22 protein-coding genes and 1 tRNA gene are annotated in these 24,919 nt (G+C 64.5%); 18 read left to right on the plus strand and 5 right to left on the minus strand.

What is annotated here, in order from left to right; all coding sequences use genetic code 11:
- Positions 1-7 precede the first annotated feature (7 nt).
- Complete coding sequence (locus C2U70_RS25245) at positions 8-1,081, minus strand: Cj0069 family protein (RefSeq protein ID WP_140981341.1); 1,074 nt, start codon at positions 1,079-1,081, stop codon at positions 8-10.
- 528 nt (positions 1,082-1,609) lie between these two features.
- Between C2U70_RS25245 and C2U70_RS25250 the strand changes: the two genes are divergently transcribed.
- The 5 genes from C2U70_RS25250 to C2U70_RS25270 all read left to right on the plus strand — a co-directional run bounded on the left by C2U70_RS25250 (position 1,610) and on the right by C2U70_RS25270 (position 6,358).
- Positions 1,610-3,172 (plus strand): 2-isopropylmalate synthase, encoded by a 1,563-nt coding sequence (locus C2U70_RS25250; RefSeq protein WP_140981342.1) that lies wholly within the window; start codon positions 1,610-1,612, stop codon positions 3,170-3,172.
- A 188-nt stretch (positions 3,173-3,360) separates the two neighbouring features.
- Entirely contained in the window at positions 3,361-4,374 is a 1,014-nt protein-coding gene (locus C2U70_RS25255; RefSeq protein ID WP_140981343.1) for a TRAP transporter substrate-binding protein, read from the plus strand.
- A gap of 210 nt (positions 4,375-4,584) precedes the next feature.
- Positions 4,585-5,166: a Spy/CpxP family protein refolding chaperone gene (locus tag C2U70_RS25260; protein ID WP_140981344.1), complete on the plus strand. Its 582-nt coding sequence runs from the start codon at positions 4,585-4,587 to the stop codon at positions 5,164-5,166.
- Positions 5,167-5,333: 167 nt separating this feature from the next.
- Positions 5,334-5,409, plus strand: a tRNA-Lys gene (locus C2U70_RS25265).
- Between the two features lie 256 nt (positions 5,410-5,665).
- Positions 5,666-6,358 (plus strand): TetR/AcrR family transcriptional regulator, encoded by a 693-nt coding sequence (locus tag C2U70_RS25270; protein WP_140981345.1) that lies wholly within the window; start codon positions 5,666-5,668, stop codon positions 6,356-6,358.
- 13 nt (positions 6,359-6,371) lie between these two features.
- On the opposite strand, the gene C2U70_RS25275 is transcribed toward C2U70_RS25270, so the two are convergent.
- Positions 6,372-7,325, minus strand: coding sequence for a fumarylacetoacetate hydrolase family protein (locus C2U70_RS25275; protein WP_140981346.1), 954 nt, complete (start codon positions 7,323-7,325; stop codon positions 6,372-6,374).
- A gap of 167 nt (positions 7,326-7,492) precedes the next feature.
- On the opposite strand from C2U70_RS25275, the gene C2U70_RS25280 reads away from it, so the two are divergent.
- From C2U70_RS25280 to C2U70_RS25290, 3 genes are all read left to right on the plus strand, one after another.
- Entirely contained in the window at positions 7,493-9,109 is a 1,617-nt protein-coding gene (locus C2U70_RS25280; RefSeq protein ID WP_140981347.1) for a bifunctional 3-(3-hydroxy-phenyl)propionate/3-hydroxycinnamic acid hydroxylase, read from the plus strand.
- A 15-nt stretch (positions 9,110-9,124) separates the two neighbouring features.
- Positions 9,125-10,234 carry a VOC family protein gene (locus tag C2U70_RS25285; protein ID WP_140981348.1) on the plus strand — a complete coding sequence of 370 codons (1,110 nt, stop codon included), beginning with the start codon at positions 9,125-9,127 and terminating at the stop codon, positions 10,232-10,234.
- A gap of 265 nt (positions 10,235-10,499) precedes the next feature.
- Positions 10,500-11,351: a zinc-binding dehydrogenase gene (locus C2U70_RS25290; protein ID WP_433960706.1), complete on the plus strand. Its 852-nt coding sequence runs from the start codon at positions 10,500-10,502 to the stop codon at positions 11,349-11,351.
- Positions 11,352-11,423: 72 nt separating this feature from the next.
- Here the strand turns inward: C2U70_RS25290 and C2U70_RS25295 are convergent, their stop codons facing one another.
- Positions 11,424-12,332, minus strand: a complete 909-nt coding sequence (locus C2U70_RS25295; protein ID WP_140981350.1) for a LysR substrate-binding domain-containing protein — start codon at positions 12,330-12,332, stop codon at positions 11,424-11,426.
- Positions 12,333-12,489: 157 nt separating this feature from the next.
- On the opposite strand from C2U70_RS25295, the gene C2U70_RS25300 reads away from it, so the two are divergent.
- Genes C2U70_RS25300 through C2U70_RS25340 form a run of 9 tightly spaced genes read left to right on the plus strand, consistent with a single transcriptional unit; the run spans position 12,490 to position 20,629 of the window.
- Positions 12,490-13,524, plus strand: coding sequence for an ABC transporter substrate-binding protein (locus tag C2U70_RS25300; protein WP_140981351.1), 1,035 nt, complete (start codon positions 12,490-12,492; stop codon positions 13,522-13,524).
- Positions 13,525-13,552: 28 nt separating this feature from the next.
- A complete protein-coding gene (locus tag C2U70_RS25305) occupies positions 13,553-14,593 on the plus strand; it encodes an ABC transporter ATP-binding protein (RefSeq protein WP_140981352.1) in 1,041 nt (346 codons plus the stop codon).
- A complete protein-coding gene (locus C2U70_RS25310; RefSeq protein ID WP_140981353.1) occupies positions 14,590-15,465 on the plus strand; it encodes an ABC transporter permease in 876 nt (291 codons plus the stop codon). The genes C2U70_RS25305 and C2U70_RS25310 overlap by 4 nt, the downstream gene beginning before the upstream one ends.
- Positions 15,462-16,268, plus strand: coding sequence for an ABC transporter permease (locus C2U70_RS25315; RefSeq protein ID WP_140981354.1), 807 nt, complete (start codon positions 15,462-15,464; stop codon positions 16,266-16,268). The genes C2U70_RS25310 and C2U70_RS25315 overlap by 4 nt, the downstream gene beginning before the upstream one ends.
- An 8-nt stretch (positions 16,269-16,276) precedes the next feature.
- Positions 16,277-17,410 (plus strand): NAD(P)/FAD-dependent oxidoreductase, encoded by a 1,134-nt coding sequence (locus C2U70_RS25320; protein ID WP_140981355.1) that lies wholly within the window; start codon positions 16,277-16,279, stop codon positions 17,408-17,410.
- Positions 17,411-17,439: 29 nt separating this feature from the next.
- Positions 17,440-17,736 (plus strand): (2Fe-2S)-binding protein, encoded by a 297-nt coding sequence (locus tag C2U70_RS25325; RefSeq protein ID WP_140981356.1) that lies wholly within the window; start codon positions 17,440-17,442, stop codon positions 17,734-17,736.
- Positions 17,733-19,151, plus strand: a complete 1,419-nt coding sequence (locus C2U70_RS25330; protein ID WP_140981357.1) for an NAD(P)/FAD-dependent oxidoreductase — start codon at positions 17,733-17,735, stop codon at positions 19,149-19,151. The genes C2U70_RS25325 and C2U70_RS25330 overlap by 4 nt, the downstream gene beginning before the upstream one ends.
- Complete coding sequence (locus tag C2U70_RS25335; protein WP_140981358.1) at positions 19,148-20,269, plus strand: NAD(P)/FAD-dependent oxidoreductase; 1,122 nt, start codon at positions 19,148-19,150, stop codon at positions 20,267-20,269. Before C2U70_RS25330 ends, C2U70_RS25335 begins: the two co-directional genes overlap by 4 nt.
- 12 nt (positions 20,270-20,281) lie before the next feature.
- Positions 20,282-20,629 (plus strand): RidA family protein, encoded by a 348-nt coding sequence (locus C2U70_RS25340; RefSeq protein WP_140981359.1) that lies wholly within the window; start codon positions 20,282-20,284, stop codon positions 20,627-20,629.
- 724 nt (positions 20,630-21,353) lie between these two features.
- Here C2U70_RS25340 and C2U70_RS33175 read toward each other — a convergent pair.
- Together C2U70_RS33175 and C2U70_RS25345 are read right to left on the minus strand one after the other, a co-directional pair.
- Positions 21,354-21,527, minus strand: coding sequence for a hypothetical protein (locus C2U70_RS33175; RefSeq protein ID WP_186294458.1), 174 nt, complete (start codon positions 21,525-21,527; stop codon positions 21,354-21,356).
- 11 nt (positions 21,528-21,538) lie between these two features.
- Positions 21,539-21,922, minus strand: a complete 384-nt coding sequence (locus C2U70_RS25345) for a hypothetical protein (protein ID WP_140981360.1) — start codon at positions 21,920-21,922, stop codon at positions 21,539-21,541.
- 303 nt (positions 21,923-22,225) lie between these two features.
- Between C2U70_RS25345 and C2U70_RS25350 the strand changes: the two genes are divergently transcribed.
- Positions 22,226-24,919: chemotaxis protein CheB (locus tag C2U70_RS25350; RefSeq protein ID WP_186294459.1), on the plus strand; the 2,694-nt coding region annotated here is incomplete at its 3' end.

The raw sequence follows: 24,919 nt of genomic DNA on the forward strand, positions 1-24,919 counted from the left end.
GGACCGCTCACCCGACCTTCTGCAGCCGCGCGCTGACGGTTCTTGCGATGGCTGCAGGCGTTTCATCGGGAATCGCAAAGCATGAGCTCGCATTGATCTCGCAGAGCACGTAGCTGTCGGCACCATCGGCGTCGCGCGGTCCGTAGAGGAAGTCGGCGTCCCAGATCACCGGCAGCGATGGCGCGTCGATGCCGAGCGTCGCCATCATCTGCGGCGTCCATTCGTCTTCCATCTTGCGCCGTAGTCTTTGGAATTGTGCGGCCTCCGGGCCGTGCATGATCCGCGGCCCGGGTTGCGCCTCCGGCGCATCCGGGCCTTCGGGTGGCGGCGGTACCAGTGCCTTGATCAATTGCTGCCCAAAGCCCGCGACCTTGGATCCGCTCATGTAGCAGCGGATCATTCCCTCGGGCAGGCGCGGCTGGAAGGCCTGATCGATGATGCAGCCGCCCCATCCGAAATAGGGCTCGCAGCGCGCAATCAGCGTATCGAGCGGAATGTCTTCAGGCATGCTGCCGCGCTGGGCGTGCAGCACCCGGACCTGTGCCGTATCCGGCAGCGCCTCGACCTTCCAGACGCCCTGACCACCATTGCCGCGATTCTGCTTGAGCACGCGCGGGCCGCCTTCGCGCAGGCGCGACGGAAAACTTGCGCGAAAATCGGCGGCGCTGTCGTAGCGATGCGTGTCGGTCCCCCAGCCGAGATGGCGCGTCCGGTACAGCACCTCCTTGACGCCCATCTTCAGGATCACGTCGGGATGGGCGCTGACCCACGGACCGCGCGCGGCAACATCGCGCAGCAGCGGATCGAGCGCCGCGCGCGTCTTGCCCTGATGGATCGGATCGACCCAGACCAGGACTCCATCGACGCCGAGCAACTGATCGCGCACCGCATCGGCAAAACCCTCGTCGTAAATGGCCGGCTGTGCGGCGATGCCGGCAGCCGCGAGCGCCTCGAAGACGCGGACGAAGCGGCTGGTCTGTGCCGTCGTGTCCCGGCGCGCGGCGGCGTCGCCGCGCGAGACGATGGCGATGGTGGGGCGGGAAGGGGTGTGACGGGAAGGGGAATGACGTTCGATGTCCATGCGCAAGCTCCACGACGGATCGGGTGTTGCGCAGAGCTTGGACGAGACGTCTCACGGGGAGTCTGCTTGTCCCCACAGCCGCAAGCCTACGCGACTTCGCGGCGGCGATTCAAGGCGACCCCGTCATTCGCTGTGGGAAGGCGGGCGCGCCGCCGCAACCAGGTCAACCTACCTGACCATCTTTTGGCATTGCAGTTGTTGCCATTTCTCGTCTAGAAACGCCGCACTGAGCCTCCCGGCAACGAACCGTCAACGGTTTTGGCCGAGGATTCTTGGGCTCAAAAGGGTCTGGCAATGCTGATTCGCGGCCAAAAGCATGGGATTTCGGGGGAGGCGGCTCTGGCCGCCGGTCCGTCCGTGCCCCTGGCCGCCATCCTGCCCACCCTCCTTATTGGCGAGCTCCTTCTTACCTGCCCCTGAGGGCCGGCTGGGCGCGACGCGCCTGGGCACTCAGGGGTTGTACGAGATCACCAGACCCTGACAGCGCCGAAGGAACGACCGGCGCGAACGCTTAAAGGAAATTTCGAAATGGCCACCGTGAACAAGTCCGAGAAGGACCGCGTCATCATTTTCGACACCACGCTGCGCGACGGCGAGCAGTGCCCCGGCGCCACCATGACCTTCGAGGAGAAGATCGAGATCGCCGAGATGCTCGACGACATGGGCGTCGATGTCATCGAGGCCGGCTTCCCGATCACATCCGAAGGCGACTTCCAGGCGGTGAGCGAGATCGCCCGCCGCTCCAAGAACTCCGTGATCGCCGGCTTGTCGCGCGCCAACCCGAAGGACATTGACCGCTGCGCCGAAGCGGTGAAATTCGCCAGGCGCGGCCGCGTCCACACCGTGATTGCGACGTCGCCGCTGCACATGCGCGTCAAGCTGAACATGACGCCCGAGCAGGTGATGGAGCTCTCGATTGCCAACGTCACCCGCGCCCGCAACCAGATCGACGACGTCGAATGGTCGGCCGAAGACGCCACCCGCAGCGAGATGGACTACCTCTGCCGCATCGTCGAGGCCGTGATCAAGGCTGGTGCGACCACGGTCAATATCCCTGATACCGTCGGCTACACCACGCCGGAGGAATATCGTCACTTCATGCGCACCTTGATCGAGCGGGTGCCGAATTCCGACAAGGCGGTGTTTTCGGTTCACTGCCATAACGACCTCGGTATGGCGGTGGCAAACTCGCTGGCCGGCATCGCCGGCGGCGCGCGCCAGATCGAATGCACGGTCAACGGCATCGGCGAGCGGGCCGGCAACGCGTCGCTCGAGGAAGTCGTGATGGCCATCAACGTCCGCAACGACGTGTTTCCTTGGTGGAACAAGATCGACACCACGCAGCTGACCCGCGCCTCCAAGGTGGTGTCGGCGGCGACCTCGTTCCCCGTCCAGTACAACAAGGCGATCGTCGGCCGGAACGCCTTTGCGCATGAGAGCGGCATCCACCAGGACGGCGTGCTGAAGGACGCCTCGACCTACGAGATCATGCGGCCCGAGATGGTCGGCCTGAAGCAGTCCTCGCTGGTGCTCGGCAAACACTCCGGCCGCCACGCCTTCGTGCACAAGCTGGAGGAAATGGGCTACAAGCTCGGCCCGAACCAGCTGGAAGACGCGTTCGCGCGCATGAAGGCGCTCGCCGACCGCAAGAAGGACATCTACGACGAGGACATCGAAGCCCTCGTGGACGAGGAGATGGCCGCCTCGCACGACCGCATCAAGCTGACCTCGCTGACGGTGATCGCCGGCACCCATGGCCCGCAGCGCGCGACCATGAAGCTCGACGTCGACGGCCAGATCAAGATCGAGGAAGCCGAGGGCAACGGCCCGGTCGATGCCGTCTTCAACTGCATCAAGGCGCTGGTGCCGCACGAGGCAAAGCTCGAGCTGTACCAGGTCCACGCCGTCACCGAAGGCACCGACGCGCAGGCCGAAGTGTCGGTGCGGCTGTCGCATGAGGGACGCGCGATGACGGCACGCGCGGCGGATCCGGATACGCTGGTGGCGTCGGCAAAAGCCTATCTCGGCGCGCTGAACAAGATCGTCATGAAGCGCCAGCGCGACACCGTGCAGACGGCAGCTGCGAGCTGACACGCGGAGCTTGTCATTCCGGGTTCGGCTGTTCGCGCCGCCCCGGAATGACGGGCAGTTGTATACCAGCCCTGCGAACGACCAATAGCGCGTGCGCCGGCTCCCGGTTAGGCTGCCGGCGTCTTTCATTTCGGACGCGGCCAGCATCCTGCGAGCCACGTCCCCAATAACAAACAAGGGGAGAGATTATGGGCAAATTTACTTTTGCAGCGTCCATCGCCGGCCTGTCGATCGCGGCACTGGCCTTCGCCGGGCCCGCCGCGGCACAGTCGCCGATCATCATCAAGTTCAGCCATGTCGTCGCCAACGACACGCCGAAGGGCAAGGCGTCCGAAAAGTTCAAGGAACTGGCCGAAAAATATACCGGCGGCAAGGTGAAGGTCGAGGTCTACCCGAACTCGACGCTCTACAAGGACAAGGAGGAGCTCGAGGCGCTGCAGCTCGGCAGCGTGCAGATGCTCGCGCCGTCCAACTCGAAATTCGGTCCGCTCGGCATCAAGGAGTTCGAGGCGTTCGATCTGCCCTATCTGCTGCCGGACCTGAAGACGCTGCGCAAGGTGACGGAAGGCCCGCTCGGCACGAAGCTGCTCAAGCTGCTCGATGCCAAGGGCATCACCGGCCTTGCCTATTGGGACAACGGCTTCAAGCAGATGAGCGCCAACAAGAAGCTGATCGAACCCGATGACTACAAGGGCGTGAAATTCCGCATCCAGTCCTCGCGCGTGATCCAGGCGCAGTTCAAGGCGCTCGGCTCGCTGCCGCAGGTGATGGCGTTCGGTGAGGTCTACCAGGCGCTGCAGACCGGCGTCGTCGACGGGCAGGAGAACACCTGGTCCAACATCTACACCCAGAAAATGCACGAGGTGCAAAAGTACATCACCGAGACCAATCACGGCTACATCGGCTACGTCGTCATCGTGAACAAGAAGTTCTGGGACGATCTGCCGGCCGACATCCGCGGCCAGCTCGAAAAGGCGATGAAGGAAGCGACCGACTTCAACAACACGCAATCGCAGAAGGAGAACGACGACGCGCTCGCCGAGATCAAGAAGAGCGGCAAGAGCGAGATCCTCAAGCTGACGCCGGACCAGGACGCCGCGATGCGAAAGGCGATGGAGCCGGTCTACAAGGATGCCGCTGGCCGCGTCGGCCAGGGGCTGATCGACGAATTCGTGAAGGAGGCCAAAAGCGCTACGAACTAGGCGCAGCGAACTGACTGCGCGCCACGAATCCCGGCGAACGATGAATGAAAGGCCTCCGCCGGTATGCGGAGGCTTTCTCGTTGTTGCGAACGATTTCAAACTGTAGATGGTGCATTACATCTTGGTAAGGCACGCGTCCCTGACCAGTTTGTAAGTTGAATACGGCTTCGCCTGCGCTCATCTTGAGGCAACCTTGATGAGGAGGTTCGTATGAAGAAGTTCGCCATCGCCGCTGTCGCAGTCCTGAGCATCGCAGCCTCGGGCGCGGTCTACGCGCAGTACCACCGCTTTCACGACCGCATGCACCACATGCGGATGAATCCGGAAGACCGCGCCGCCTTCGTCGACGCGCGTATCGCCGCCGTGCATGCCGGGCTGAAGCTCAACGCCGACCAAGAGAAGCTGTGGCCGCCGGTCGAGGCCGCCGTGCGCGATTTTGCAAAACTGCGGATCGATCGGGCGAACGCGCGGATGAACCCGCCGCAAGGCAGCGCGGACAAGCCTGACGATCCGGTCGCCCGGCTGCGCCAGCGCGCCGACGATATGGGTGCCACCTCGGCCGCCCTGAAGAGGATCGCCGATGCCGCCGACCCCCTCTACAAGACGCTCGACGACGGCCAGAAGCGCCGGCTCGCCGCCCTAACCCGCCACCGCGGCCCGTTCGGCGGCGGCGAGGAGGGGGGACCCCGCGGCTTCATGGAGCACCGCATGGACCGCATGATGGAACGCGGCATGGACCGCTTTCATGGTGATCGGGACGGCGGGCCCGACCGGGATGGCGGCCGGCTCTGAGAAGACCGGACTTTCACGGGATTAGCCTTCGCGAAGCTGCTGGAATCCAGCGGCTTTTCGCGTTTTCGGGGCAGGACATGAACCCTTGGAAAACATCGGCTGCATCGCTTGCCATCGTCAGCTTTGCTTGCTAAACGACCGGCCTCGCAAGGGCGTTCGCGCCTTTCGGGCGCATAGCTCAGTTGGTAGAGCAGCTGACTCTTAATCAGCGGGTCCCAGGTTCGAGCCCTGGTGCGCCCACCATAAAATCAGGTTCTGGCAAGGCCTGTGCCTCAGAGTGGACCTTTGGTTGGAAAGCCAGATTGATCCATCCTGATCGGATCTTGGTCGAAAAACCAACTCACGTGTCCCGATTCCCATTTCGTCTCTGCAGTTTGCGCCGTGAGATCCAGGGCGAAGATCGCGTGGTCGATGAGACCGGGATCCGCGTCATGCCTCCACTGGACGATTTGGTCATTTTGACTTATTGAACAAGTTAAAATCGAAAGGTCGTTGTCTGGTGGCCAATATCGACCCAATCCGTCGTGCGGAGATCGGCCGCGAGAAAAGAGCCAGGACGCGCGCCCAACTGATCGCTGCTGCGAACGCACTCTTCGCCCGCCAGGCCGTGGAGTCGGTCACGGTTGACGACGTGGTGCGGGAGGCCGAGGTCGCCAAGGGAACATTTTACGTTCACTTCAAGGACCTGCGCGAGTTGACGGCGGCCGTGGCCGACGAATTGGTATCCGCCATAGATGACCTGTTTCAGCCAGTCCGGCTTTCCATCGACGAACCCGCGCTTCGCATAGCTTACGGCTGTAGCTGCTTCATCGATCGGGCACTTGCTGATGCCCGCTGGGCTGCCCTGACGGCTCGTATGACCGTAGCCGCGGCGAATGTCGGCGAGGTCGCTCGTCGGCGCCTGTTCGAAGACATCAGGCAGCACGTGAAACGTCTGCCGGCAACCAGCTCCATCAACCCCGAACTTGGTCTGGAAGTTGTGGTTGGCATCCAGCTGCAAGTGCTTGGTGCCATCGCCGAAGGCCGCTTGACCTCGCGCGATCGCGAAGGTGCGATTGCGGCCATCCTGCGCGCGATCGATGTCGACGCACGGCAGCTCAAATCCGTGCTGGCGCGCCTGCCGGAGCCCCTGCAAGGTACGGAAGCGCCCAAAGGGAGGGCGAGGGGGCGACTCCGCCGCCCGCGGGCGTAGAATCGTCGGGCGCTCAAGGACCGACGATTTCGGTTACCTGTTCACCGAGGTCAATCGTGCCGTCGCGGCTGGCGATGCGTGCGCTGATCCGGTCACCCGGCTTGAGATATTGCGGCCTCCGCGCCTGCGCCTTGAAGAAAAGCTGCCACAGGGTGCGCTCCGGCAGCAGCTGAATCAGCTTGCGTAATGGCGGCGGCGGGACCTGCAAGGCGCAGCCGCTCGGTGTGCCCGTCAGAAGCACGTCGCCGGGCAGCACGTTGGCGAACGTCGAGAGCTCGGAGATCGTCTCGGCCGGCTTGAACACCAGATTGGCCGTGGTATCGCGCTGCCGTGGCGTGCCATTGACGTCGAGCTCGAGCGCGAGCTCGTCGACCACGGAAAACTCGCTTCGTTCCAGAACGGTCAGCCACGGTCCGATCGGGCAGAACCCACGGTAGCTCTTGCCCTTGAAAAACTGCGTTTGCGGCAACTGCACGTCACGGGCGCTGAGATCGTTGGCGATGGTGATGGCAAACACATGGTCAGCAAGCGTTTCGCGCGTGACCGTAATCGCGGACGTGATCGGGCGACGAAAGACCAGAGCGAGTTCGATCTCGTAGTCCAGGAGCTTGACGTGCGCGGGGCGAAGCACTGCGTCGTGGGCAGAGCAGACCGAGGCGTCGGCCTTGGTGAAGAACATGTTGAATAACTTGGCGTCCGGATCCATGCCGGATTCGATCATGTGCTGACGATAGTTGGCTCCCTGGCAATACAGCCGAGCCGGTGTCGTCACTGGCGACAGAATCTTGGCGGATGCCAGCGCAATTCGCGTGGCCCGGGCCGGCGCCCCGCGCCAGTCCGCTTCGCCGTGCTCGATGAGCGCGGCGGTGGTCGCATAGTCGCCCGACAGCGGCGCGATTTGCGTCCCCGTCACCACGCCCCAGCGGGGGCCCTGACCTGCTTCGAAACGCACAAGATTGGTCGCCAAGGCATTCTCCCTTTCACTGGCCATTGCATGATCGTCGCCAATTTCCGCTGTCGTGACAGCGGCTTGGTTCAAATTCGTGCACGACGTTAATCTCATATTGACGATTTAGTCGTTTTGACTATCATGTTCAAAAATAGTTGTCGACCCTGCGGGGGAGGAAAGCTCGAATGGCGGTGGAAAGCATTGCGGCACGGGCGGCGCTACGTGATGTCGACGTTGCGATCGTTGGCGCAGGGCCCGTGGGATTGATGTTGGCCAATCTGCTCGGCATGGCCGGGATCCAGGTTGCCGTCCTCGAGGCCAATGCAGAACTCCTCGGACTGCCGCGGGCCATCGCCTATGATTCAGAGACGCTTCGGCTGTTCGCGCAAATCGGGCTGCTCGGCGAAATCGAGGGCGGCCTCATCAAGAACCCCCATGTCCGGTACCTCAATTCGCGCGGTCGAGTGCTGATGCAGGCAGACATGCCGGCCCACGGGCCTTACGGCCACTCGTCGCTGGGTACGTTCTATCAGCCGGATTTCGAGCGGGTCTTGCTGAGGGGGCTGGCCCGGTTCGACACCGTGAAGGTGCTGTTCGGCCATCAAGTCACCAGCCTCTTGCAGCGCGGCGAGGATGCCGTGTTGTCGATCGCGACGCGCAACGGCCCGAGCAGCTTGCGGGCGAAGTTCGTGGCCGGCTGCGATGGTGGAACGAGCCGGGTTCGCGACATGCTCGGGGTCAGGCTGATCGGATCGACCTATGCGCAGCGATGGCTCGTCGTCGATGCGATCGTCAAGAAGCATCGTGTTGACCAGATCAGCTTCCATTGCGATCCGCGCCGTCCGCGCGTTGAACTGCCTGCGGTCGGCGAACGTGTTCGCTGGGAATTCATGCAGCTACCGGGAGAAACCGAAGAGGAGCTGAAGAATGATGCCCGGATCACCGAGCTGATCGCGGAAAGCGCCGGGTATCGCGAAGTCGAGATCGAGCGCAAGGCGGTGTACACGTTTCACGCCCGCGTTGCGGACCGCTGGCGCAACCGACGTGGTTTCCTTGCCGGCGATGCGGCACACCTCATGCCGCCGTTCGCGGGGCAGGGCATGAACGGCGGCATGAAGGATGCCGTCAATCTCGCCTGGAAGCTTTCGTCGGTTCTCAAGGGATTTGCCCCGGAGGCGATCCTGGACAGCTATGAGCAGGAACGCGCGCCCGTGGTGCGCAAGATGGTCGAGCTGTCCCGCAGGCTCGGTGCCGTCATCATGCCGACCAGCCGGCGCGCCGCTGCGCTGCGCGACGCCATTTTTGCCTGCCTCAACATGTCGCGTGCGTTCCGGGCGTTTATCGGTCGCGGTGGCGTGATGCCGCCGCCGGCGATCGGCCGCAGTTCGCTGACAGGCGCGGGGCGCGATGTCCTGATCGGCCAGATGCTGCCGCAACCCGGCGTGAAGACGCCGGACGGCTCGTTCCTGCTCGATGCGTTTCAGGCCTGCCATCAATGGATGGTGCTCGGCATCGGCGTCGATCCGGCAACGATGCTCTCGGCGCGTGATCGCCGCATTCTCGATGCGCTCGACGCCCGTTCGATCTGCATCAATGGCTCTGGCGCGAGCCAGCATACGCTCGAGCTGAGATGCGACGATGCGGTGTTCCAGGCTTGGGCTAAACGTTACGCGGTGCGGGCGGTGCTCGTGCGACCCGACCGCTTCATCGCAGACCGGCTCGATGCGAAGGGACGCGACCTGCAGGTTCTCACCCCATTTGCGAAGTCGCTGGATGTCGCCGCACCTCCGATAGCGGCCTGAGCTCAGGAGAAAGATATGTCCAACGGTATTCCCAAAAGCGGTCCCGGTAGTATCGAGCTGAAGCGCGGCGTCTCGCCCCTGGTGAAGGCTGACCGGCTGCTTTACGCGCATTTCGAGCGGCCCGATCTCGAAACGGCGGAACGCTATCTGGTCGACTTTGGCCTGGTCCGTGCGGCGGGAAGCGACAGCGACCTGTTCATGCGTGGGACGGCTCCCGCGCCTTATATCTACCGTGTCACGCGCGGGCGCGAGGCGCGGTTCCTCGGCATCGGGCTCTCGGTGCCAAAGGCCGACGATCTCGAGATGCTGGCTCGAAAATTCGGCAGCCGGGTCGAGCCGGCCGACGGGCCGGGCGACGGCTCGGTCGTGCACCTGCGCGATCCGGAAAACGTCGCGGTCCACGTTCATCACGGCTTCACCCCAAGCGAGCCGCTGCCGGCTCGCCCGCAAATTCTGCACAACGCGCCGGATCAAACCGTGCGCGTCAACGACACCCAGCGACCAAAGCTCGAGCCGCCGCAAGTTACCAAGCTCGGTCATCTCGTGCTGGAGACGCCGAATTTCAGCCGCAGTGCGCGCTGGTACATGGAGACGTTCGGCTTCATCCCGTCGGACGTGATGTGCCTCGCCGACGGCACGCCGGTGGGCTCGTTCATGCGGCTTGACCGCGGCGACGAGCCGACCGACCATCATACAATCTTTGTCGCCATGGGAATGGAGTCGAAGGTCGACCATGTCGCGTTCGAGGTCGTCGATCTCGATGCCGTGGAGATGGGTCAACAGGTGCTATTGGCGAAACGCTATCGCCACGCCTGGGGCGTGGGCCGTCACCTGCTGGGCAGCCAGATCTTCGACTATTGGCGCGACCCCTGGGGCCAGAAACATGAGCACTACGCGGACGGGGACCTGTTCGACGCGGCGCAGCCGGCGGGCTACCACCTGATGGATCGCAGCGGCCTCTACCAGTGGGGGCCGGACCTGCCCGACGACTTCATCGATACACGCATGACACCCGGACGGCTCTGGCGGGTGCTGAAGCTGGCGCTCAGCGACAAGACGCGGGTGAAGCTCCTGGTGGCCCTGAAGAACAGCATGGCGCGCCCGGGCCGCCAGTGGCAACGCTGAACCCGCAGCGCCTGATCCCTCTCTTCGAAATGGTCCATTAGCAAATGGTCACGACACCTGAAATCAAGCGGAGCTGCGAGCGAGCGGCAGCGAGTTCGCGCGCAGTGCTGATGTGTCTCGGGCCATCGGCACAGGGCAGCCTGGAAATCCAGCGCGTGCTCCGCCGAGAGCCGAGACCTGATGAGGTCGAGGTCGCAGTGAGGGCAGCGTCCGTCAATCCGATCGACGTGCGGCGCGCGCAGGGATACGGCCGGCGACTGCTTCGCTGCTCGGTGCCGGCAAGTTTCCCATGGTGCTCGGCAACGATATGGCAGGTATCGTCACGGCCGTGGGGGGCGCGGTCACGGCCTTCAACATCGGCGATCCCGTGTACGGCGTGAAGCCGCCCTCGACCGACGGCACCCACGCGAGCCATGTGCTGGTCAAGGCTGCGCATCTCCTGCCGGCGCCGTCGGAGACGGACCTTCAGGCGCTCGCGGCGCTTCCCTACAGCTTCATCACCATGTGGCTTGCGGTCCGTGGCGCCGGACTGACGCCGCAGAATGCTCGCGGAAAAAACGTGCTCGTCCTTGGCGCCGCCGGCGGCCTTGGGACGCTGGCGCTGCAGATGTTGTCCACCTGGGGAGCCACGGTTGCGGCGATCGCATGGCCGCAGGATTTCGGGGCCTGCCGGGAAGCGGGCGCCAGTGTCGTGGTCGACAGCACGGACAAGCCGTTCGCATCGCTTCCGCGGACCTTCGATGCGACGCTGAATTTCGCGTCATGGGAACACGAACGCTCGCTGCTCGCCTGCCTTCGCGACGGTGCGATCGGCCATGCCACGACGGTGCATCCCCTCCTCGGAAATTTCGATGAGCTCGGCTGGGTACGTGGCGCGCTCAAGACGATGTCCGACAAGCGGAGCCACCGCGCCGCCCTGCCGAAAGGCGTGCCAAACTACCACTGGACGACCTTCCGGCCCGAACCTGCTGCTCTCGCCGAGTTGCGGCAACTTGTTGAGCAGCGGCGCGTCCATCTCCCGATTGGCCTGCGGGTGCCGATGACCCACGCGGCACAGGCGTTCGATCACGTCAGGGCAAGCGGCCGGGGTCGGGCACTGATCCTGTGTTCGGTGTGATGTTCCTTGTGGTCGGCGGCTTGTTGCCGTCCCGCCAGCTTCTTCAACGGGGGAGGAGCGTGCCATCAGGGATCAACCTCGATTCTGATCCATCGCGTTGAGCGCCTCGCGCACGGTTTCCACGAGATCCAAAGCCACGGGCGACGGGCTGCGTTGCGCGGGGAATACGGCCGCGAATTCGAAGTCGATCCGTGGAACGAAGCGGCGCACGACGACGCCGCGCGTCGAGAATTCCTGCGCGGTGAACGGATCGCAGATCGCCACCCCGAGCCCGGACGATACCATCCCGCACATGATCTCCGACAGCGCGGTCTCGACGCGAAGGACGCGGCGGACGTCGTCACGACTGAAGGCCTGGTCGATCAGATGTCGTCCGCTCGACCCGGCCGACAGCGACACGAATGTCTCGCCCTCGAAATCGCGCGGCTGCAAAACGTCCTTTGCCGCCAGGCGATGTCCCGATGGCAGCACCGCGACGCGCGCCAGCGCCGGCAGCCGCAGGCTCGGCAGGCCGGAATGTGCGATCGGCACCTCGGCGAAGCCGACGTCGCATTGGTTGTTCAGCACCCAGTCGACCACGATCGGTGAGATCACACCGAAGAAGGCGAGATTGAGGTTGGGCCGCTCCTTGAGAAAATGGCCCGCGAGCCGCGGCAGGTAGCCGTTGGACAGCGCCGGCAGCGCGGCGATTCTCAGCGTGCCGGTGCGACGGCTGCGGATCTCTTCGGCGGCCGCGGTGATGCGTTCGAGGCCGACGAAGGAGCGCTCCACTTCCATATAGAGTGCGGTTGCGGCGGCGGTCGGCACCAGCCCGGTGCCGCGTCGCTCGAACAACTTCATCTTCAATAGTCCCTGGAAGTCGCGCAACAGCCGGCTGACCGCAGGCTGCGTTACGGCCACGAGCTTGGCCGCCTCGGTCACGCTGCCCGTCACCATCATCGCGCGGAAGGCTTCAACCTGCCGCGAATTAATCCGCGCCATTCCGGCTCCAATTCATAACATTTCGGCATATAGATGGTGCCATTATTCATTGGACGCCGAAAGGCTGCATTGCAATATTTTTCAGCAGTACTGGAGATCGCTCGTTTTTCCGGCATCCGGCACCTCGCCTCGTTCCCCGTATTGGAGATCGGTCCACATGAAGTCTCTCAGCCTCCTGACTGCGATCAGCCTCGCGGCGCTCGCCGTGGTTCCCTCGGCCGTCTCGGCCCAGCAAAAGACGCTTTATGTCGCCGGCTATGGCGGCTCGTTCGAGAAGACGATCCGCGACGAGGTGCTCCCGAACTTCGAGAAGGAGAACGGCGTCAAGGTCGAATACGTCGCCGGCAATTCCACGGACACGCTGGCAAAGCTCCAGGCGCAGAAGGGCAACCAGCAGATCGACGTCGCCATCGTCGACGACGGCCCGATGTACCAGGCGATCCAGCTCGGCTTCTGCGGCAAGCTTGACGGCCTGCCGGCCGATCTCTACGACGCCGCCCGTTTCAAGGACGACCGCGCGGTTGCAATCGGCATCGTCGCGACCGGTCTGATGTACAACACCAAGGTCTTTGCAGAGAAGGGCTGGGCGCCGCCGACCTCCTGGAACGACCTGAAGGATCCAAAATACGCAAAGCAGCTCGTCGTTCCGCCGATCAACAACACCTACGGCCTCGAAGCGCTGGTGATGCTGTCGAAGATGAACGGCGGTGGCGAGTCCAACGTCGATTCCGGTTTCAAGATCTTCAAGACCGACATCAATCCGAACGTGCTCGCCTACGAGCCCTCGCCCGGCAAGATGACTGAGCTGTTCCAGTCCGGCCAGGCCGTCATCGCGGTGTGGGGCACGGGCCGCGTGCAGAGCTTTGCCAATACCGGCTTCCCCGTCGACTTCGTCTATCCGAAGGAAGGTGCGGCAACATTGCTGACGACGGCCTGTCCCATTGCCAAGCCCGGTGCCTCGCCGCTCGCGGCCAGCTTCATCAAGATGCTGCTCGATCCGAAAATCCAGCTCGTGTTGCTGAAGGACTATGGCTACGGCCCGGTGCTGAAATCGCTCGTGATCCCGCCGGAGCTCGGCAAGATGGCCCCGATCGGCGAGCGTGCGGCAAAGCTCTATAATCCCGACTGGACGGTCATCAACGAGAAGCGCGAGGAGTGGACCAAGCGCTGGAACCGCGAGGTCGAGCGCTGATCTGATCGTTAGCGGCGGAGACAGCATCATGGCTCATCTCGAGCTCGATCGGGTCGCCAAGCAGTTCGGCGCGCAGACTGTGGTCGATGACTTCAGTCTCGCGGTCGGCAAGGGGGAGTTCATCTCCTTCCTTGGCCCCTCCGGCTGCGGCAAGACCACCACCTTGCAGATGATCGCAGGCTTCCTCGACCCCACGCGCGGCGCGATCCGGCTGGAAGGCAAGGACCTGACTGCGATCCATCCGGCCAGGCGCGGGCTCGGCATCGTGTTCCAGAGCTACGCGCTGTTTCCGCACATGACGGCGGCGGAGAACGTCGCCTTCGGCCTGGAAATGCGTAGCGTGCCGCGCTCTGAGCGGGCCGAGCGCGTTCGCGCCGCGCTCGCGATGGTCGGCCTTGCCGGCTACGAGCAACGCCATCCGCGCCGCATGTCCGGCGGCCAGCAGCAGCGCGTGGCGCTGGCCCGTGCGCTCGTGATCAAGCCGAGCGTGCTGCTGCTCGACGAGCCACTGTCGAATCTCGATGCAAAACTGCGCGAGGAGATGCAGATCGAGCTGCGCCAGATCCAGCGCACGATCGGGACCACGACGATCCTGGTCACCCACGACCAGAACGAGGCGATGTCGCTGTCCGACCGCATCGTGGTGATGAGCCAGGGCCGCATCGAGCAGATCGGCACGCCGCAAGATACCTATGAGCGGCCGGCCTCGGCCTTCGTGTCGCAGTTCCTCGGCAAGACCAATGACTTTGCCGCGACGATCGATCGGACAGCTATGCCGGCGCGGCTGGTGGCGGGCTCCTGGAGCGCGCCGGCGCCGGCCGGCCTCAGCGGTCCCGTCACCGTCAGCATTCGCCCCGAGCGGATCGGCTTCGGCGATGCGGGCCTCGGCGCGAAGATCGTCACGCGGATATTCCAGGGCAATCACTGGCTGTTCCAGTGCGCGAGCGAATGCGGACCGGCGATCGTGATCCGCCAGAATGACGGTCAGGCGCAGCCGGCCGAAGGTGAGGGCGTTCGTCTCGCCTGGCGGGCGGAGGACATGAGCGTGCGCGGCGGAGCTGCGTCATGAGCTCGGTTGCCGAGGAACGGAGCATCCGCGCGCCGTGGGCGCTGACGGCGCCTGCCTTGATGCTGTTCGTCGGCGTGCTGCTGATTCCGCTCGCAATGACCGTGATGCTGTCGTTCCACGACTGGGGCCAGTACAAGGGCATCGAGCCAGTCTTCATCCTCAAGAACTGGCAGGAGATCGCGACCGATCCGTACTATGCCGAGATGTTCTGGCGCACGTTTCGGATCGCGATTCTGACCACGCTGCTCACCGCATTGTTGGGCGCACCCGAAGCCTACATCCTCAACCGCATGAGCGGGCGCTGGAAGAGCTTTTTCCTGCTCGTCATTCTCGGGCCGCTGCTGATCTCCGTGGTGGCGCGCACGCTCGGCTGGGCGCTGCTGTTCGGCGGCAACAACGGCCTCGCCAACAAGCTCCTGATGTCGCTCGGCGTGATCCGCTCGCCAATTCCCTTCATGTTCACCGAGACCGGCATGGTCGTCGCGCTCGCGCATGTGATGATGCCGTTCATGGTTCTGTCAGTGTGGGCGGCACTGCAGCGCCTCGATCCGCAGATCGAGAATGCCGCGATGTCGCTCGGCGCCGGCCCTGTGACCATCATCCGCCGCATCATCATGCCGCAGATCATGCCGGGCGTGTTGTCGGGCGCAATCATCGTGTTCTCGCTCTCGGCCAGCGCCTTTGCGACGCCCGCGATCATCGGCGGCCGCCGGCTCAAGGTCGCGGCAACGCTTGCCTATGACGAATTCCTCAATACGCTGAACTGGCCGCTGGGCGCGGCGGTCGCCACGCTTCTGCTGGCGGCGCTGGTGCTGATCGTGGTCGGCAGCAACGCGATGATCGAGCGCCGCTATGCGGAGGTGTTCCGATGAGACGGAACGGTCCGCTGGCGCTGGTCTTCCACGCCGTCTTCGTCACCGTCATGGTGGCGCCGATCCTGGTGGTCTGTCTCGTCGCCTTCACGCCCGAAGGCTATCTGTCGCTGCCGACCAATGGTTTTTCGCTGCGCTGGTTCAGGACGATCGCGAACTATCCCGAGTTCATCCACGCCTTCTGGATCAGCCTCGGGCTCGGGGCGCTGTCCTCCTTCGTCGCGCTCCTGTTCGCCGTGCCCGCGGCGCTTGCGATCGCGCGCTATCGTTTCCGCGGCCGCGATGCGCTTGCTGCGCTGTTCCTGTCGCCGCTGATGATCCCGCATGTCGTGCTCGGCATTGCCTTCCTGCGCTTCTTCACCTCGTTCGGGCTGGGTGGCAGTTTTGCGGCGCTGATCATCGCGCATGTCGTCATCGTGTTTCCGTTCGCGCTGCGGCTGACGCTTGCAGCCGCGATCGGCATGGACCTTTCGGTCGAGATGGCGGCGGTCTCGCTCGGCGCCGGCGGCTGGACGCTGTTCCGCCGGGTCACGCTGCCGCTGATCCTGCCCGGCGTCATCAGCGGCTGGGCGCTCGCCTTCATCCAGTCCTTCGACGATCTGACCATGACTGTCTTCCTCGCCGCACCCGGCACCGAGACGCTGCCCGTGCGCATGTTCCTCTACATTCAGGACAACATCGATCCGCTGGTGACGTCAGTCTCGGCCTGCGTCATCGCGATCACCATGACCGCCCTCATTCTGCTCGACCGCTTCTACGGGCTCGACCGCGTGCTCGCCGGCAAGGGCGATCCGGGGCGATAGGAGAACTCATGTCAGGGGAATACGACGTCGCCGTCGTCGGCGGCGGGCTGCTCGGCTCCGCCATCGCCTGGGGACTTGGCCGGCTCGGCAAGAGCGTCGCCGTGCTCGACGAGGGCGACATCGCCAAGCGCGCCTCGCGCGCGAATTTTGCGCTGGTCTGGGTCCAGAGCAAGGGGCTCGGCATGCCGGCCTATACGGTCTGGACGGTCCGGGCCTCGGAAGCGTGGGGCCAGCTTGCTTCGGAGCTGAAGCAGCAGAGCGGACTCGACGTCTGCTTGCAGCAGAATGGCGGCTTTCATCTCACGCTCGGCGAGGACGAATTCGGCCAGCGCAGCGAGCTGGTCACGCGCATGCACAACCAGGCGGGTGCCGCCGACTACAGGATGGAGATGCTCTCCGCCTCCGAGGTCAGGAAGTCGCTGCCGCTGATCGGGCCGGAGGTCTCCGGCGGCAGCTACTGCCCGCTCGACGGTCACGTCAATTCGCTGCGCACGTTTCGTGCCTTCCATACCGGTTTCAAGGCGTTCGGCATCGATTATTTCCCGGATCGCCCGGTCACGGCAATTACGAAGAGCGGCGGCGAATTCCGCCTGACGACGCCCGCCGGCGAAATCCGCGCGGGCAAGATCGTGCTCGCCGCCGGCAATGCCAACCAGACGCTCGCGCCGATGGTCGGTCTCCATGCGCCAATGGGCCCGACCCGCGGCCAGATCGTGGTGACCGAACGAACCGTGCCGTTCCTGCCGCATCCGCTGACCACGATCCGCCAGAGCGACGAGGGCACGGTGATGATCGGCGATAGCAAGGAAGAAGAGCTCGACGATCGCGCGCTGAAGCATTCGATCAGCGCCGTCATGGCCGATCGCGCGCAGCGGATGTTCCCGCATCTGGCGCGGCTCAACGTCGTCAGGAGCTGGGCCGGCATCCGCGTCATGCCGCAGGACGGTTTTCCGATCTACGACCAATCGGAGACGCATCCCGGGGCCTTCGTCGCTTGCTGTCATTCCGGCGTGACGCTCGCCTCCAATCACGCCTTCGATGTCGCGCGCATGGTCGCGCAGGGCTCACTCGAGCGGGAGCTGGTGGGTGCGTTCTCGGCCAGTCGCTTCGGCGGCGCAAGTGGCGCAAACGCCGGTTGTTAGATTCTGAGAAGGAGCCAAGGGGCATCCCCATGTTCAAGCGATCCGAACACGACAAGCGTCCGCTGGTCCAGATCTTCGTCGACGGCGTCGCCGTTGCGGCACGGCAGGGCGACACCGTTTCCGCGGCGCTGCTGGTCTCCGGCCGCGACGCGCGTCGAGCGACCGCGGTCAGCGGCGCGCCGCGTTTGCCCTATTGCATGATGGGCGTCTGCTTCGATTGCCTCGTCACTATCGACGGTGTCGGCAACCGCCAGGGCTGCCTCGTGCCAGTCACCGAAGGCATGCAGATCGAGATCCAGAAGGGCAAGCGGGAGATCGGAAAATGACCATGGCTCCGAAGCGCGAAGCCTACGACGTCGTGGTGATCGGGGCCGGTCCCGCCGGGCTCGCTGCGGCTGCGACGTCTGCCGAAGCCGGCTTGTCGACGCTGCTGCTCGACGAGAACATCGGTCCCGGCGGTCAGGTGTACCGCGCCATCGCCTCGACGCCCGTGAGCGAGCGCAATCAGCTCGGCGCCGATTATTGGGCGGGCGTCGACCTCGTGCAGGCGGTTCGTGCGAGCAGCGCGGAGATCATCCAGCGCGCGACGGTCTGGAGCCTCGATCGCAACCTCGATATCGCCGTCTCGATCGGCGGCGCGTCGGCCTTCGTCAAGGCGCGGCGCGTGATCCTCGCGACCGGCGCGCTGGAGCGGCCGTTCCCGATTCCGGGCTGGACGTTGCCAGGCGTGATGACCGCGGGCGCGGCGCAGACCATGTTGAAGTCGTCGGCGCTGGTGCCCGATGGCCGCACGGTGATCGCAGGGCAGGGGCCGCTGCTCTGGCTGCTCGCCGCGCAGATTCTTCGGCTCGGTGGCCGCATCGACCGCATCCTCGACACCACCGGGCGCGGCAATTACTTCGCGGCGCTGCCGCACGCCTTCGCCTTCCTGACCTCGCCCTATTTCGCCAAGGGCTTGTCGATGATGCGCGAGGTGCGGGCCAAGGTGCAGGTCGTCTCCGGCGTCACCGAGCTCGCCGCGACGGGCGACGGACAGCTCGCGAGCGTGAGCTATGTCGCCGGCGGCACGCGCGAGACCATCCCTGCGGATCTGCTGCTGCTGCACCAGGGCGTCGTACCCAACGTCAATCTGGCGATGGCCGCCGGTATCGAGCATCGCTGGGACGAACTGCAATTGTGCTGGTCGCCGACGCTCGATGCGAGCGGCAATTCATCGGTCGCCGGCATTGCGATTGCCGGTGACGGCGCCGGCATCGGTGGCGCGAATGCGGCCGTGGTTCGCGGCCGCATCGCGGCGCGTGCGGCGGTGGAGGCACTGGCGCCCGCGGCTGCCGAGAAACTCGTGCCGATGGCGACGCTCCGCGCCGATCTCGCCAGGGCCGAGCGCGGCCGTGTCTTCCTCGATACGCTGTTCCGCCCAGCGCCGCAGTTCCGTATTCCCACGGGCGACACCATCGTCTGTCGCTGCGAGGAGGTGACGGCGAAGGACATTCTCGATGCGGTTGCGATCGGCGCGACCGGGCCGAACCAGCTCAAGGCCTATCGCCGCACCGGCATGGGCCCTTGCCAGGGAAGGCTGTGCGGCCTCACCGTCACCGAGCTGATGGCGCAGGCGCGGGCCAGGAGCCCGCAGGAGATCGGCTATTACCGGCTGCGCGCGCCCGTGAAGCCGATCACGCTCGCCGAGCTCGCCGCCGTTCCGCAGAGCGAGGCCGACGTCAAGGCGGTGGTTCGCGGATGACGAGGTACGTGGATGCGATCGTCGTCGGCGGCGGCATCCACGGATGCTCGACCGCGCTGCATCTGTGTCTTGCCGGTATCAAGCCGGTGCTGATCGAGAAGGACTATGCCGGCCGGCATGCATCCGGCGTCAACGCCGGCGGCGTGCGCCAGCTCGCGCGGCACATCCCCGAAATCCCGCTTTCGATCCGCTCGATGGGGATCTGGGAGAAGATCGCCGATCTCCTCGACGACGATTGCAGTTTTGAGAGCCACGGCCAGGTTCTGGTCGCGGAGAACGAGGATGAGCTCGCAGTCTGCCGCGCACGCGTCGCCGAACTCAACGCGCTTGGCTTTGCCCACGAAGAGCTGATCGACGCGACCGAATTGCGCCGGCTGGTGCCGGCGGTGGCCGAAACCTGTCCCGGCGGCGTGGTCTCGCGGCGCGACGGCGCGGCCAATCCGGCGCAGACGACGACGGCGTTCCGGCGCAAGGCCGAGCAGCTCGGCGCGATCGTGCGCGAGGGCGTTGCTGCTACCAACATCCGGCAGAGCGCCGGCCTCTGGCACGTCGATGTCGGCGCCGAGAGCTTTGCCGCGCCGGTGCTGGTCAACGCCGCCGGCGCCTGGGCCGGGAAGATCGCCGCTGATCTCGGCGAGCCCGTTCCGGTCGAGACCGTGGCGCCGATGCTGATGATCACCTCGCGCGTACCCCACTTCATCGATCCGGTCGTGATCCTGCGCGGGCGAAAACTCTCCTTCAAGCAGTTCTCCAACGGCACCGTGCTGATCGGGGGCGGCCATCTGGCGACGCCCGATCAGGATCGCAACGAGACGGTCCTGGACTGGAAGAGCCTCGCGACCAGCGCCCGTACCGTGTTCGAGCTGTTCCCGGTGATGCGCAGCGCGACGATCGTCCGCGCCTGGGCCGGCATCGAGGCGAAGATGAAGGACGATCTGCCAGTATTCGGCCCGAGCAGCCGCCACAAGGGCCTCTATCACCAGTTCGGCTTCTCGCTGCACGGTTTCCAGCTCGGCCCCGGCGCCGGCGCCGTCATGGCGGAGCTGATCGCGAGCGGCGGCACCCAGACCCGCATCGGCGACCTCGGCATCGACCGTTTCCATCCTTCCAAGCTCTAACGAGAGGACATCATGAGCATCAATCGCAGCATCCGCACGCCCATCATGCACCGCGCGGTCGAAGCCAACGGCTTCGTCTTCGTTGGCGGCACCATCGCCGATGACACATCTGTCCCCATGGGCGATCAGACCCGCAACATCCTCGGCAAGATCGCCGGTTACCTGAAGGAGGCGGGCACCGATGCCTCGCGCGTGGTCAGCGCCTCGATCTTCGTGACCGACCTCTCGAAGAAGAAGGAGATGGATACGGCCTGGACGGAGTTCTTCGGCGATAATTTGCCGACCCGCGCCACCGTCGGCGTTGCCGATCTCGGTGGCGGTGCCCTGATCGAGGTGGTCGTGACGGCGCTCAAGGGTTGAAGGCCGCACGGAGCGAGCAGTGGGTGTCACCTGTCGTCGTCGAACGCAACGGTCCGGGCATTGTCGAGAGCTGCGTCAAACTCGGCTGGCGCGGCCGCCTGGCCGCGAGGAAATCGCTCGTGTGATGCCAAGCGGCGGTTGCCCGCCGCCGTACTGAGCCTCGTCAGGTGTTTATTGGTCAATATGCTTTGGCCGCATCGATCGGTAGGGAGCGGATAGCAGTAGCAGGAACAGCGCTCTGTTAGCCTTGTACTTGGCTGACGGCCGGCTTCTTTCGGAACCCTGCATGACAACGTGGCCTTCAGCCGTGCAAACGTGCCATCTCCAGGTCCCGCCACGCTTGTTCAGGACGATGTCGAAGACCGGAAATTGATCGGGCATTCTGGCGAGTGTATCCGTTGGAGGTCTCAGTGGTGAAGTCGGCACCGAAGGCTGGAAGCCTTCGGTGCCGTGCTTCCGAGCAGAGCCCTGTGGGGAGGGTCATGCTCGCTACGATCGGGTTCACCGGCCTGTGTAATTGGGGGGCAGGACCGGAAGATGACTTCCCAATCGATCCTTGAGCTGCGATGCCGAGAGTGCAGAGCAGGCCTCCCACTCCTCCGCGAGCCGTCGCTCCACAAATTGCTGCTCACCTTCGTCAGGGATGTTCGCAGCAGCTTGCCGTATTGTTCGACGTCGGCCTGGTGCGACCAGCGCTTGTCGTTCTCCTCAAACTGCATCGACCTCACTTCCTCGGCTGCGAGTTGGAGTTCAGCCTCGGCTTTTCCTCCATCGCATGCAGCTTCGCTTCTTCATCGACAAGCAGGTGCCGAATGGCTTGCCGCTTTTGCTCGTCGAGTTCGGTCGCAAGCAGCCTCTTGTAGTGCGCGATGTTCTGTTCGGCGATGAATCTGTCCATGGTTGGGGCCCTCACTCCACCACTTCAATCCTGTGCCATGAGGCGAACGCGTCGTCCTGTTCTCCTGAACATCTTGCAAGCGACGGGACGGCCCGCGTTGCAATTCGTGAGTGCCGCGGCGGCCGCGCCGCGAGCGGGGCGGCCGCACCGGCGCCTGGAAGCACGATCACACGAACGTCGGTCAGATCGGAAAGCAGCGACAGGTCTTCAACGATCGGGCCATCGCGGCCGTCGTGACCGGAGTTGCAGACCAGCACGACTTTCGGCCGCTCGTGGTCTTGGGCCGCCTCGAGCCATTTCGAGGCGCTTGGGAATGCGATGACCTCTGCGCCGTCGGTTGCCTCCTCGAGGCATTTGACAAGGTAGCTTCGGGTTGATTTGCACCGGTCGATCACGACAATCGGTCCACGACCTCCGCCCGGGTCATCCCGCCGGCCCCGACCGGACCTCGGCATGCCGGGGCCGAACCCGGCAGAAGCCCTGCCGTGGTGGGAAACCACTGGGTTGTCCGTTGTCACCGCCTCTACCCTGCGTTACGAGTCTTGTATTTGCAGCAGGCCGTTGATGCGGTATGCAGCATCGAAGGCTCGAGTTCCTTGCAGGATAGGGGGGCCGCAGGCGCATGAGAGCCCTCGGAAAATACTGAGAAACAAAGTCTCAGGGCTTCGCGATGGCTCGGCGTGGTGAGTGGGGTCGGCATGCCGAAGGCGGGGAAATACAGAGGCAACCCGAAAGCTCCGAGGCGCCGCACCGCGCGAGGGGCTGCCTCGGCCAAGCGACCGGTCAAGACGAAGCAGCGAGCGGCGTCTGCCAAAGACACCGTTGCGGCGCCGCAACCGTCGCAGCCCGACAAGGATCGCTTTCTCGTCGTTGGACTTGGCGCATCGGCCGGCGGACTCGAGGCAGTCAGGAGGCTGCTTGCGGCAATGCCGGCAAAGACCGGTTTTGCCTTCGTTCTCATCCAGCACCTCGACCCGCACCACAAAAGCATGATGGCCGAGCTGCTGGCGTCTGACACCGCGATGAAGGTGGTCCAGGCGACCGACGGCATGGCGCTCGAGCGCAACCGTCTCCACATCATCCCGCCACAGGCCGATCTCGCGCTAGACCACGGTGTCCTGCGGATTTCCCGACCGGCCATGCGGCACGGGGGAGGCATCGATTTCTTCCTGACCTCGCTGGCTCAGGCCTATGGCGAACGTGCCGTCGCGATCATCCTCTCGGGTACCGGCAGCGACGGCAGCGCCGGGGTCAAGGCGGTGAGCGAAAACGGCGGCCTGGTCATCGCCCAGGATCCGGAAGAGGCAGGCTATGCGGGAATGCCGCGCAGCGCGATCGCGACCGGCGCAGTCAACCTGGTGCTGCCCGCGGAGCGGATACCGCGGGCACTCCTCAGCTATGCGCAGCATCCCTATGTGACCGCCCGCCCCAAGAGGATAGCTCCCGTCGAGGAGGAGGCGGAACGCTCGCTCGACGAGCTGCTTGCGCTGCTGCAGGCACGAACGTCCCGCGATTTCGCTCACTACAAGAAGGCGACGCTGCTTCGCCGCACGCAACGGCGGATGGCGGCCGCAGGGGTCAATGAGTTCGCCGCCTATGTCAAAATGTTGCGAAAGGACGGCCGCGAGCTCGAGCTTCTCGCCAAGGACCTGCTCATCCACGTCACCAGCTTCTTCCGCGATCCGGACACCTTTGCGGCTCTGGCCAGGACCGTGATTCGCGATCTGGTGCGCCAGCACCGGGAGGATCTGCCGATCCGGGTCTGGGTGCCGGGCTGCAGCACAGGCGAGGAAGCCTACTCCATCGCCATGCTCTTTTTGGAAGAGTTCGCGGAGACGAAGCGCGGCCTGAAGCTCCAGGTGTTTGCGTCCGACGTCAGCGAGGACGCCGTCGCCTACGGACGCAACGGGCTGTATCCCGACTCGGTCAAGGCCGACATTGCCGAGGAGCGGCTGGCCCGGTTCTTCGTCCATGAGGCCGGCGGCTACCGGGTGAGCCGCGACCTGCGCGATTCGATCGTCTTCACCGTCCAGGATCTGTTGGCTGATCCGCCATTCTCGCACCTCGATCTCGTGTCCTGCCGCAACCTGCTGATCTACCTGCAGCCCAATGAGCAGGAGAAGGTGCTGACGGTGTTTCACTTCGCGCTGCGCGAGGGAGGCGTCCTGTTGCTTGGCAGTTCGGAGACCGTCGGCAAGCTCACCGATCATTTCGAGCCGGTTTCCGAAGCGATGCGGATATTCCGTCGCATCGGGCCCGTCCAGCAGCGCGGCAGGGCCGTGGCGCCGCTCATCGTCGATCGTAGCCGCACGCTCTGGCCGCGGCCTCCTGTCCCCCTTGAGGCCAAGCAACCCAACCTCGGCGATCTCGTCCACGATCAGTTGCTCGACACCTATGCGCCGGCCACCGTCCTGGTCAATCGCAGGTACCAGGGCTTGTACTTCTTCGGTCCGATCGATCGCTACCTTCGGGTGGCCCCGGGCGAGCCGAGCCAGGACCTGCCGAGCATGCTGCGCAACGGCCTGCCGTCCAAATTCCGCGCGGCAGCCCGTCAGGCGAGCCAGAGTCATGCAGTTGCCACCATCAGTGGCGGCCAGGTCAAACGCAACGGCGACAGCGTCACGGTGAATATCTCGGTCCGGCCGCTCCAGCATCACGGCGAAGAGCTGCTCCTCGTCACGTTCACCGACGAAGTCAGGCATCGGAAGGCTCCGGCTGCCGAATCGCCGGCGGAAGCATCGCGCACCGAACAGCTCGAACGGGAGCTCGAGACGACCCGCAGGGAACTCGAGGCGACGATCCGCGATCTGCAGGCCTCGAACCAGGAGCTGACGTCGCTCAATGAGGAAGCGGTTTCGCTGAACGAGGAATTTCAGTCGACGAATGAGGAATTGGAATCGTCGCGGGAGGAACTGCAGTCGCTCAACGAGGAGCTCACCACGGTCAATAATCAGCTTCAGGAGTCGCTCGACCGTGAGCGCAAGACAGGCGACGATCTCAAGAACATCCTGAACAGTTCCGACATCGCGACGCTGTTTCTCGACAGGAATCTCAACATCCGTCACTTCACGCCTGCGGCGGCTCCGTTGTTCAGCCTGATCGCAACCGACGTCGGCCGGCCGCTTGCCGACCTGGCGATCCGGTTCACGGATGTCGATCTGCTCGCCGATGCGCGCGCCGTACTTGCAAATCTCACTCTGCTCAGGCGTGACGTGCAGAGCGCGTCCGGAACATGGTATCTCTGCAGTATTTCTCCTTACCGGACCCAGGAGGACCGGATCGAAGGCGTGGTCATCAACCTCGCCGATATCTCGACGCTGAAGGCGGGCGAGGCGAAGCTTCGCGGCGCGTACGCTTATACTGAATCGATCATCGACACGATCCGCGAGCCG

Source organism: Bradyrhizobium guangdongense, assembly GCF_006483445.1.
In the GTDB taxonomy this organism is placed as follows: Bacteria; Pseudomonadota; Alphaproteobacteria; order Rhizobiales; family Xanthobacteraceae; genus Bradyrhizobium; species Bradyrhizobium guangdongense_A.